10 protein-coding genes and 1 pseudogene are annotated in these 9,587 nt (G+C 45.5%); 2 read left to right on the top strand and 9 right to left on the bottom strand.

Annotated features, from left to right (window positions below):
* The 3 genes and pseudogenes from V7Z60_RS04435 to V7Z60_RS04425 all read right to left on the bottom strand — a co-directional run.
* Positions 1 to 111, bottom strand: a pseudogene (locus tag V7Z60_RS04435) (exonuclease SbcC); the annotation flags it as partial.
* Positions 112 to 233: 122 nt separating this feature from the next.
* The gene (locus tag V7Z60_RS04430; protein WP_334116617.1) at positions 234 to 944 is read right to left on the bottom strand and encodes a hypothetical protein; all 711 of its coding nucleotides are present in this window, start codon (positions 942 to 944) and stop codon (positions 234 to 236) included.
* A 61-nt stretch (positions 945 to 1,005) separates the two neighbouring features.
* Positions 1,006 to 2,169 carry a hydroxymethylglutaryl-CoA synthase gene (locus V7Z60_RS04425; protein WP_334116616.1) on the bottom strand — a complete coding sequence of 388 codons (1,164 nt, stop codon included), beginning with the start codon at positions 2,167 to 2,169 and terminating at the stop codon, positions 1,006 to 1,008.
* 178 nt (positions 2,170 to 2,347) lie between these two features.
* On the opposite strand from V7Z60_RS04425, the gene V7Z60_RS04420 reads away from it, so the two are divergent.
* A complete protein-coding gene (locus tag V7Z60_RS04420) occupies positions 2,348 to 2,626 on the top strand; it encodes an acylphosphatase (RefSeq protein ID WP_334116615.1) in 279 nt (92 codons plus the stop codon).
* Positions 2,627 to 2,695: 69 nt separating this feature from the next.
* Positions 2,696 to 3,601 carry a membrane protein insertase YidC gene (gene yidC / locus V7Z60_RS04415; RefSeq protein ID WP_334116614.1) on the top strand — a complete coding sequence of 302 codons (906 nt, stop codon included), beginning with the start codon at positions 2,696 to 2,698 and terminating at the stop codon, positions 3,599 to 3,601.
* Between the two features lie 73 nt (positions 3,602 to 3,674).
* Here yidC and V7Z60_RS04410 read toward each other — a convergent pair whose 3' ends face one another.
* From V7Z60_RS04410 to rnz, 6 genes are all read right to left on the bottom strand, one after another.
* A complete protein-coding gene (locus V7Z60_RS04410; protein ID WP_334116613.1) occupies positions 3,675 to 4,346 on the bottom strand; it encodes a potassium channel family protein in 672 nt (223 codons plus the stop codon).
* A 73-nt stretch (positions 4,347 to 4,419) separates the two neighbouring features.
* Entirely contained in the window at positions 4,420 to 4,938 is a 519-nt protein-coding gene (locus V7Z60_RS04405) for an adenine phosphoribosyltransferase (RefSeq protein ID WP_334116612.1), read from the bottom strand.
* A 32-nt stretch (positions 4,939 to 4,970) separates the two neighbouring features.
* Positions 4,971 to 7,289 (bottom strand): single-stranded-DNA-specific exonuclease RecJ, encoded by a 2,319-nt coding sequence (gene recJ / locus V7Z60_RS04400; protein WP_334116611.1) that lies wholly within the window; start codon positions 7,287 to 7,289, stop codon positions 4,971 to 4,973.
* A 17-nt stretch (positions 7,290 to 7,306) separates the two neighbouring features.
* Positions 7,307 to 7,594, bottom strand: a complete 288-nt coding sequence (locus V7Z60_RS04395; RefSeq protein WP_334116610.1) for a LapA family protein — start codon at positions 7,592 to 7,594, stop codon at positions 7,307 to 7,309.
* A 19-nt stretch (positions 7,595 to 7,613) separates the two neighbouring features.
* On the bottom strand, positions 7,614 to 8,423 hold the full coding sequence (locus tag V7Z60_RS04390) for an SDR family NAD(P)-dependent oxidoreductase (RefSeq protein ID WP_334116609.1): 810 nt from the start codon (positions 8,421 to 8,423) through the stop codon (positions 7,614 to 7,616).
* A 2-nt stretch (positions 8,424 to 8,425) separates the two neighbouring features.
* Positions 8,426 to 9,367, bottom strand: coding sequence for a ribonuclease Z (rnz, locus tag V7Z60_RS04385; RefSeq protein ID WP_334116608.1), 942 nt, complete (start codon positions 9,365 to 9,367; stop codon positions 8,426 to 8,428).
* Between the last annotated feature and the right edge of the window lie 220 nt (positions 9,368 to 9,587).

Here is a 9,587-nt window from a genome sequence, read left to right as displayed (position 1 = left end):
GACTGCCCTTCCCAGCGACTGCAAGTAGTCAAGTTTATTTTTAATCTCATTTGTCAAATCGCTCGTTGCCTGTCCATGATCAGCCAGGACAAATTGGTTTGAGTTATCCATCTTTTTCCCCTCGATTCATAAATACAGTATTCATAATACTATTTTATCGTTAATAGCTCAAAAAACAAAATTATGACGTTTAATTTAACGATATTTTTAGATTGAGGATGAAAATTTAAGAATTACGCAGATATTCCCCCGAAATCATCAATTTCCGGAGTAATTGCATCGCCAACTCCACCGACGCAGAAAAACAGCCTGCACGGGATTCTTTCACGTCTGCAAATCAGTGCAACCCTTGCGCCGAATGCCGACTGCTCTCCAAGATATCGATCGGTCGCATCTTCTTCGACGATGACACAAACGAAAGTCCGCCTGAATGTCATCATTTTATCAATCAGCATGGCATGATAGCATTCCATGGCATTTTTTCCAAATCTTTGCTTAAAGCTGCGAATCTGCTTCTTGCTCAAATGATCGAAGTAAGGATAACGAAAACCATTATGGGTTTCAAAGAGACTGCGCTTTGAAAGTCGTAAGATCAAAGGTTCGAAGGGACAGATGGAATGAGGTCTTTGAGTGAATTTGACAGGAGACATGACATTTCCCTCGTTGATGAAAACTATATCAGCTTCAGTCATCGGTACCGCGCTTGCCAGGCCCCCTTCCGGAAAACGATTATCAACCAGAAAGGCAAGCGATGCCGTCACCGTCAGATAAAAGCCTTCATCATGCTTACCGTTGGCACGATTGACATATTTGCGCTCAAGGATGTCCCTTGCGTGCGTGCAGTCCATGTTTTCCGTTAAATACTCGTATTCCTGCCTGATTCGCAGGCTGAGGCTGAACAAACGTCCCAATTTATCCGAAAACTCCTCTTTTAAAACAGTCATTGAAAAATCCCCCTTTATAAATTCCTATACTGATAAAGGCGCAAATAAAGGGGGAATTATTTTATTTTTTCAAATATTTTCTTGCGTATTCTTCAATTCCCGCAAAAACAAATACCGCCGGATCGTCATCAATATTCAATTCAAGATTTTCTGCACGCATCTCAAGCGAAGAAAAGATTCTTTCATATTCTGAAACGGAAATTTTCTTCCTTTTTTCAAGCATCTCTTCATAGCCTGTCTTATCAAGCATCCCTTCAAAGCCGGGAACAAGTCTTCCGCTGAAGAATTCGCCCTGCGCACCCGATCCGTAACTGAACATTCCCAAACGCTGATCTGCCCGCAGACTATCTGAATTGTTCAACAGGGAAAGCAGGCTCAGATAAAGCGAACCCGTGTACAAATTGCCGACGAGTCTCCCGTACTTTCTTGAAAACTCGAACTGGCGCGAAAGCTCCGAACAGATTTTCGGATCCGCACCTTCAAGGGCAGCACGCAATCCCTTGAGTCCTTGTTTCGTGTACGGCAAATGAAACAGCAGGGCGGCAAAGTCTTCAAGCCTGGCACCAGTTTTTTCCCGGTATATCGAAAAGACCTTCTTGAAGAAATCAACATAAATATTTGCAGAAAACTTGCCGTTGACAAGTGCTTCTGTATGATCGAACGGACGCCAGAAATCCATCACGTCCTCCATATAGCACGCACTAGTTTCCTCAAGTTCCAGGATACGCGGGTTCTGTCCGACAATCATCGCGCACGCACCGCCTCCCTGCGTAGGTTCACCCTTTGTGCGCAAGCCATAGCGCGCAATATCTGAGCCAATCACAAGTGCCTTTTTATCCGGATTGAGCGCCACATGCCCCTTCGCAAGCTGCAAGGCTGCAGTTGCCCCGTAGCAAGCCTGTTTTAACTCCACGGCCCGCAGATAAGGCGAAAGTCCGAGCAGGTGGCTGACATACACTGCGCCTGATTTTGAATTGTCGATGCCTGATTCAGTTGCAAGAATAACCAGATCGATTGCTTTTTTATCTTCTTCCGTCAGGATTTTAAATGCAGCATTTGCCCCCAGGGTAACCGAGTCCTGCGTCGGAGGGATGACCGCCATTTTTTCCTGACCGATTCCAATCAGATACTTATTCGGGTCTTCGTTTCTTGCATTTGCCAGTTCAGTCATGTCAACATACATATCTGACGTATAAAAGCCGATTTTATCTATTCCAATCTTCATTAGAGCACTTTACCTCGTTTCATATTCTCTTTTTAGAATTGTATCACATGTCCGAAAGGTCAACTACCCTGTTGTGAGTTACGCCTCTTGTTCAATTTCTGATGTCTTCAACGCATCATTCCTCAAGAATTCATTTATGGTACAATTTGAATGAAGATATTTAACTTGAGGTGATTTTTTGAAGGCTGTAAAGATTATTGTCAAAGGACTCGTTCAAGGCGTTGGTTTCAGATACACCACCAAGATGCTGGCCGACAAATTGAGAATCAAGGGAAAAGTCGTCAATATGCCTGACGGATCGGTCTATATCGAAGCACAGAGCACTGACGAAGCTTCACTGGACCAATTCATTGCCGGAGTGGAATCCTCTCCTTCGCCGGCAGGGCGCGTTGATGAAATGGAAGTTTCAGAGATGGAACCAAAGGAATACTCTCGTTTCAGCGTCATGTACCGCTGAACTTGAAAATATTCATTTTTTAAGATATATTTATAGGGATACTTGTAATTATGAAAGGATAATGATACTTTGAAAAAGAAGAAATTGTTGGCCATTGCCACGACTTTGACTGCGGCTTCCGTTGTCTTGTCCGGTTGTGTTCAACGTACGAGTTCAGGAAAGCCATACGGATTTGTATATGACTACATGGCTGTTCCAACGCAGCATTTCCTGGTCTGGCTTTCAAACATCATGGGCGGAAGCCTTGGCTGGGCGATTATCCTGCTGACGTTCATCGTCCGCTTGATTTTAATGCCCGTCATGCTGAAGCAGTCAAGAAACGCAACGATTCAGCAGGAAAAGATCAGTCATCTCAAACCATTGATGGATGACATCGCCAAGCGCCAGCAGGCAGCTCAAACAGATGCCGAAAAAATGGCAATCAGTCAGGAACTCATGTCGCTTTACCGTGACAACGGCATTTCAATGACCGGAGGAATCGGATGCCTCCCTCTCCTGATTCAGATGCCGATTTTTGCCGCTCTGTATGCTGCCATCCAGTACTCGCCCGAACTTTCCAAGTCATATTTCTACGGCATAAACCTGGGACACAGCAGCATTATCCTGACGGTACTTTCATTTGCGGCCTATGCCCTGCAAGGCTGGCTCTCCATGCTCGGAATGCCTAAGGAACAGCGTAAGCAGATGCAAATGATGATGTTCATGAGTCCTGCAATGATTACGGTGATGACTTTCGTTTCTCCCGCCGGACTTGGATTGTACTTCTTCGTCGGCGGCGTGTTCGCCTGCATTCAAACATTGATTATCAATGCAATGAGGCCAAAGATCAAGCAGCAAATCGCTGAAGAACTCAAAAAGAACCCTCCTAAGAAGAAGGTTGTCCTGCCGAAAACGCCCGCTCCGGCAAAAGCAGACGTTGCAAGGAAACAGGCAAAGGCCAATCGTAATGCCGGCAAACAGAGAAGCCGCAAATAAAATCTGCAAAAAAGACAGTGCCACGTTTGACGTGCAGCACTGTCTTTTTAGTTTATCAAAAAACGCTTTTCAACTATCTTCCCTTCTGCATCAATTCTTCAAATTTATCAATTGCTCTTGTCGGTCCGGCAACCAGAATGCTGTCATTTTCAGACAAGACGTCTCCGGCAGACGGAAGCACCATCTCCTGCCTGCTGTGTGCCAGGGCAATGACATTCAACCCGTAGCGATCACGAAAATCCATTTCAGCCAATGATTTGCCGACAAACTCTGAATTTGTAATCAATATCTCCGCCAATTTGAAATTGGCATCCAAATCGAGATAGTCAACCATATTCTTTGATGTCAGACTCCGCCCGATGCGAACACCCATGTCTCGTTCAGGATGAACCACCCGGTCAACGCCTAACTTCTCAAGCACTTTTGCATGATACTCATTTTGAGCCTTGGCCGTGACGTATTTAACGCCCTGTTCCTTGACCATCAGAGTCACTAAAATGCTTGCCTGAATATCTTCACCGATTGCAACGATCACATGATCGACGTTTCTGATGCCAAGCGACCTCAGCACATCTTCATCCTGTGCATCAGCCACGACGGCCTGAGTCGCAATATCCTTATAATCATTGACGCGAGATTCATATTTGTCAATTGCCAAAACTTCCTGTCCCGCATCGGCCAAAGTTTTACAGACGCTTCCTCCAAAACGTCCCAGTCCGATAACCGCAAAAGTCTGTTTCTTCATTGTGACGGTTCACCCTTTCAAAAAAGGCGGAATGACCAAAAGTCCTTCCGCCTCGTCAATGTCGCTTTAGTTGCTAATATTCCAACAATGCCAAAGTATCATAGCCTTTAAGCTTTTCGCGGCCGTTCAAGGCCTTGAGCTCAATAATGAAGGCACAGCCAACAACTTCACCACCAAGCTGATTGACAAGATCAATCGTCGCACCAATCGTGCCGCCGGTTGCAAGCAGGTCATCCACGACTAAGACTTTTTGTCCCTGCTTGATTGCATCCTTATGCATATAAAGCGCTGAAGTACCATATTCAAGCGTGTACTTAGCCTCAACCGTTTCTCTTGGGAGCTTTCCGGCTTTTCTTGCAGGTGCAAAGCCAACGCCGAGTTCATATGCAACGGGGCAGCCAACAATAAACCCTCGTGCTTCAGGACAAACGACCATTTCAACGCCCTTGTCCTTGGCAAATTGAACGATTCTGTCCGTTGCCTGACGATATGCTTCGCCGTCAGCCATTAATGGAGTGACATCTCGGAAAATAATCCCCTTTTCAGGATAATCCGGGATGCTTGCGATGTAGTTGTTTAAATCTAATGCCATTTTGTAAATCTTCCTTTCACCAACAGCTGCAATCACTGCATGTTTTGAAGGAGCCAGGCTTTCACGTCGGCTTCTGAACCAGCTATAAGCAGCCGTTCCACTTCCATGCGCTTTTTACGCGCCTGGTAAGTTTTGGTGTCTTCAAGATTATGGTGCTTAATTTGCTTCATCCCACTTAAAGACCCATTTTCTATTTTAACAAATCCAGCGTCAAAAAACACCCTTAATATGAAAATCAAATCTGATTTCCTTATCTTAAAATATGCGCTGATTCTGTCTAGGTTTTTCGTAATCGGATAATTATCCAGATTACGGATCTTACGATATACTTGGGCAAAAACCTCGCGTGAAGGAATGCCATTCATATACAAATTGTCATTCTGGTAGAAAATAGCGCGCACGCTTCTGGCCTTGATATGCCTTATTCCATGCATCAGTTGTGCATAATTGATCGGGCAGTCGACAAAGGCAACCTTGTCTGCTGAAACTGCATCCATATTTCTGCAGACAAGCACGCTTTCTGACTCCTTTGAAAGATGCGGCCTGGCTTTTTCATATAATTCTTTTGTGAAGAAGACATAAGTCATATTATCAGCAAACATTGACCGTTCCAGCTTATTGGTTCTCAAAAGCTCAACCGAGATGCCGGATTTCTTGAAATCTTCAATCATGATCTGCGGATAGCGCTGATTCTGCCAGACGTTGATTGACAACGAGCCGATGAACTTAATCGCCTGGGGATCTGCTAAAAGTTCGGCAATCTTGTCACCAATCCCAAAGCAAACGGCAGCCACCTTCACTGTCCGTTCATCATTCAGGAGATTCAATCTCAGATGGTTTCCGTTTCCCATTGGCTTTGCATCTTCGACGACGTAGCCATGATATGAAAAAACAGGTTTGGGATTATTCGTCCCGAACGGACCGATTACGCTTAGTTCCTGAATCATTTCAGGATTAATCTCGCTTAAATCAATATCACCATCCAGAACTTTTACTTGTTTTGCTGCAGATTCCAGATTCTGCTTTTTGGCTTCATGATCAAGAATCTCCTGAAGCTTCGGAAGTTCATCGGCTGAAACGGTCAGCCCGCACGCCATATGATGACCGCCGAATTTTTCCAGAAGATCGCGATGCCCATCCAATGAGTCAAACAAGTTGAACGCTTCAACGGAACGGCCTGACCCCTTGGCAAGGCCGGAATCGCGATTGACTCCAAGGACAATCGTCGGTTTCCCGGTTGATTCGACCAGACGACTGGCAACGATGCCCAAAACGCCTTCGTGCCATTTCTCACCCCAGACAAGATTCACAAGATGATTTTGTGATTCTTCGTTCAAAAGATCCTGTGCCTGAGCAGTGATGTCCTTAACAAGACCCTGACGTTCCATATTCTGCTGAAGTACTGATTCGGCCAGTTCCGAAGCCCTTTGTTCATCCATTGTCGTCAACAGTTCGACTCCAACGGTCGCATCGGAAATTCTTCCCAAGGCGTTCAGATTCGGCGCAATACTGAATCCGATTGTTTCTTCATCGATTTCATCTTGCTTCAAGCCGCATTCTTCATATAAGGCAAGCAGTCCGATCCGCTCCGTTGAACGCAAAGCCTCCAACCCGTACTTGACAAGAACGCGATTTTCATCAACCAGCGGAACCAGATCAGCAACGGTTCCTATCGCACAAAGATCCAAAGCCTCTTGCGGAATCTCTTCAAGCAGTGCCGTTGCCGTTTTGAATGCTACTCCAGCACCGGACAGACCTCCAAAAGGATAATCACCGTCATCATTCGGAATTTTCGGATGAATAATCGCATACGCATCCGGCAACTCCTGCGGCAATTCGTGATGATCGGTAATTACGACGTCAACCCCTTGTTCTCTGGCAAATTCAATCGCCTCATGACCTGCAACCCCGTTATCGACGGTCACTATCAATTCAGTGCCGTTTTCAATCAAACGTTTATAAGCCTCTTTGTTCGGACCATAGCCATCATCAAAACGATTCGGAATATAATAGTCGCATTCGGCCCCCAGCTGCGTCAATGCTTCATACATGATTGACGTGCTCGTCAATCCGTCAGCATCATAATCGCCGTAAACTGTAATTTTCTGTCCTTCAACAATTGCGGTCCTGATTCTGTCAGTTCCCTTTTTCATATCATGCATCAAATAAGGATCGTGCAGATTTTCCGGCCCGGGTTTTAGAAAATTCTCTGCTTTTTCTTTTGTATCATAACCGCGATTAATCAAGATTTCGGCCGCCAGCTCTGACAAATTCAGTGCCTCGGCTAATTTCTTCGTCTGATCTTGATCAGCTTGCGGTCCTTTTTTCCATTCATATCTTGAATCAATCAAACTAATCCCTCAATTATCTATTTTTTACTTATCGTTGAAGTATCTGTGCGTCTCATCGTCCGATTGGCCTTAAGGCTTTTTTCAAGCTCATCGATTTTCTTTTTTTGAGACATGATTGTTGAAACGGACAGGGCTGCCGCAATCACCGCGCCAATCAAAACTGCGAGCACGAGCAAAACCACTAACGGCATCGTCACTTCAGTAAAACCGAAACTGACAGTCACGTTCCTCACGTTGAGCCATGAGAAAATGACGACGATCAGCAATAAGACGATAACCAGGATCAATCTTCCCTGTTTTTTCATAATAATCCCCCCCTATGAATTATTTCTTGTTGAAAATTCCGCCTGCCAGATAGTCTCCAAGGCGAGGACACAGCTCATAAAGATGATGAGCCAACTGCATATATTCAGGCAGATTCAACTCTCTTTTGGACGTTCCAATCGATTTGACGACTTTTTCGGCAACGATTTCCGGGTTAAGAGAAAGCGAACCGATCGAATCAAGGTAATGTCCTGACTCATCGGCAATATCAAAGAAATCAGTTCTTACGGGGCCCGGATTTACAGTTAGGACACTGATTCCAAAAGGTTTCAACTCCAGACGAAGCGCGTTTGAATACCCCAGCACCGCAAATTTTGTTGCAGAATAAACGGAGGCCTTGGGCGTCGCAATCTTTCCTGCAATCGATGCAATGTTGATAATCGCGCCACGCCTTCGTTCGGCCATATGAAGCGCAACGTATTTGGACATGTACATCAATCCTAAAACGTTCACGCGAAACATTCTTTCGGCAATTGCCATGTCAAAGTCCAAAGCCTCTTTCATCAATCCAAAACCGGCATCGTTTACCAGGACGTCAATCGGCCCGATGCCTGATTCGACTTTTTCAACGACACGCTCAATCTGACTCGGAATCGACACGTCAACTTGAAAGGCATACGCATCATGACCCGATATCCTTCGACAGGTTGCCGCCACTTCCTCCAGCTTTTCGAGCCGGCGCGCACAGCCTATGACGATGGCGCCCTTCCTTGCGGCCTGATAGGCAATCTGCTCGCCCATTCCGGAAGAAGCACCGGTTATCAAGACAATGCGTCCCTGCAAATTTTTCAATTCCTTATATCCTGCCATTGTTATACCCCCTTCTTAAACGGAATATCGTAAACATCAAAATCCTTGACAATGCGACAGTTTTTGAAAACGCTCCTTGCATCCTTTTCCAGCTGATGAAGACCTGGTCCGACATAACGTGCCGAAACATGATTAAGCAGCAGTTTTGAAACGCCGGCTTTCAAAGCAACGTTTGCCGCCTGGATGCAGGTCGAATGATAGTAATTGCGGGCAAGTCTCGAGTCTCCGCGGCCAAAGGTACATTCATGAACCAGGACATCCGCATTTTCAGCCAGCTCCAAAATCGACGGCGTCTGTCGGGTGTCACCCAGAATCGTCACTATCCGCCCCTTTTGCGGAGCACCAACGTAATCCTGACCGCATATCTCACGGCCGTCCTCAAGTTTAACCGTTTCTCCTGCTTTAAGGCGACCGTAAACCGGGCCTGCCGGAATTTTGTCTTCACGCAGCTTGTCAATCAGAAGTTCCCCCGGATGAGGCTTTTCTTCAATTCGATAACCGAAACACTGAATTCGGTGCTCCAGAAAACGGCACTCGACTTTAAACTTATCGTCTTCAAAAACCGTTCCTTCATCAGTCAGTTCAACAAATTCAAGCGGATATGACAGTCTCGTCTGCGTGACCTGCATCGATGACCTTACATAGCTCGCAATACCCTTTGGACCATAAATCGTCAAAGGACGCGCTTCTTCTCCAGTTTGAAAAGAACGACTGCTGAGAAAGCCGGGAAGACCGAAAAGGTGGTCACCATGAAGGTGAGTGATAAAAATTCTATCAACCTTTCGAGGCCTGATTGTCGTCCGTAAAATCTGATGCTGAGTTCCTTCACCACAATCAAACATCCAGACGGAATTGTTTTCGTCAAGAAGTTTCAAGACAAGCGAAGACACGTTGCGGAACTTTGACGGCGAGCCGGCACCAGTTCCTAAAAATTCAATTTCCATACTAAAATATCCCATCTATTCATGAATTATGAGCTCAAGAAAGTCTTACCCTTCAAAAACCCTTTCTGACTCTATTTTATCATCAAATCCTCTTTTAAACTACTCGGACATAAATGACCGGGTTTCTGGGACCACGAAGTAGTATTCAGGACGTTGCGCTGGCATTTCCAGCTACCTGACTTACAGAACTCCGTTATTTTACCAAGGCCAGTCCCTGGCC

This window comes from Ligilactobacillus sp. (assembly GCF_036846325.1).
In the GTDB taxonomy this organism is placed as follows: Bacteria; Bacillota; Bacilli; order Lactobacillales; family Lactobacillaceae; genus Ligilactobacillus.
The sequence above is the reverse complement of the archived record's forward strand: the minus strand, read 5'-3'. Positions and strand labels throughout refer to the sequence as shown.

Excerpts from the sequence above, each read along its gene's own strand:
- V7Z60_RS04405 (WP_334116612.1), bottom strand. The coding sequence starts at position 4,938 with ATGGCATTAGATTTAAACAACTACATCGCAAGCATCCCGGATTATCCT.
- V7Z60_RS04395 (WP_334116610.1), bottom strand. The coding sequence starts at position 7,594 with ATGAAAAAACAGGGAAGATTGATCCTGGTTATCGTCTTATTGCTGATC.
- V7Z60_RS04390 (WP_334116609.1), bottom strand. The coding sequence starts at position 8,423 with ATGGCAGGATATAAGGAATTGAAAAATTTGCAGGGACGCATTGTCTTG.
- V7Z60_RS04425 (WP_334116616.1), bottom strand. The coding sequence starts at position 2,169 with ATGAAGATTGGAATAGATAAAATCGGCTTTTATACGTCAGATATGTAT.
- V7Z60_RS04410 (WP_334116613.1), bottom strand. The coding sequence starts at position 4,346 with ATGAAGAAACAGACTTTTGCGGTTATCGGACTGGGACGTTTTGGAGGA.
- rnz (WP_334116608.1), bottom strand. The coding sequence starts at position 9,367 with ATGGAAATTGAATTTTTAGGAACTGGTGCCGGCTCGCCGTCAAAGTTC.
- V7Z60_RS04430 (WP_334116617.1), bottom strand. The coding sequence starts at position 944 with ATGACTGTTTTAAAAGAGGAGTTTTCGGATAAATTGGGACGTTTGTTC.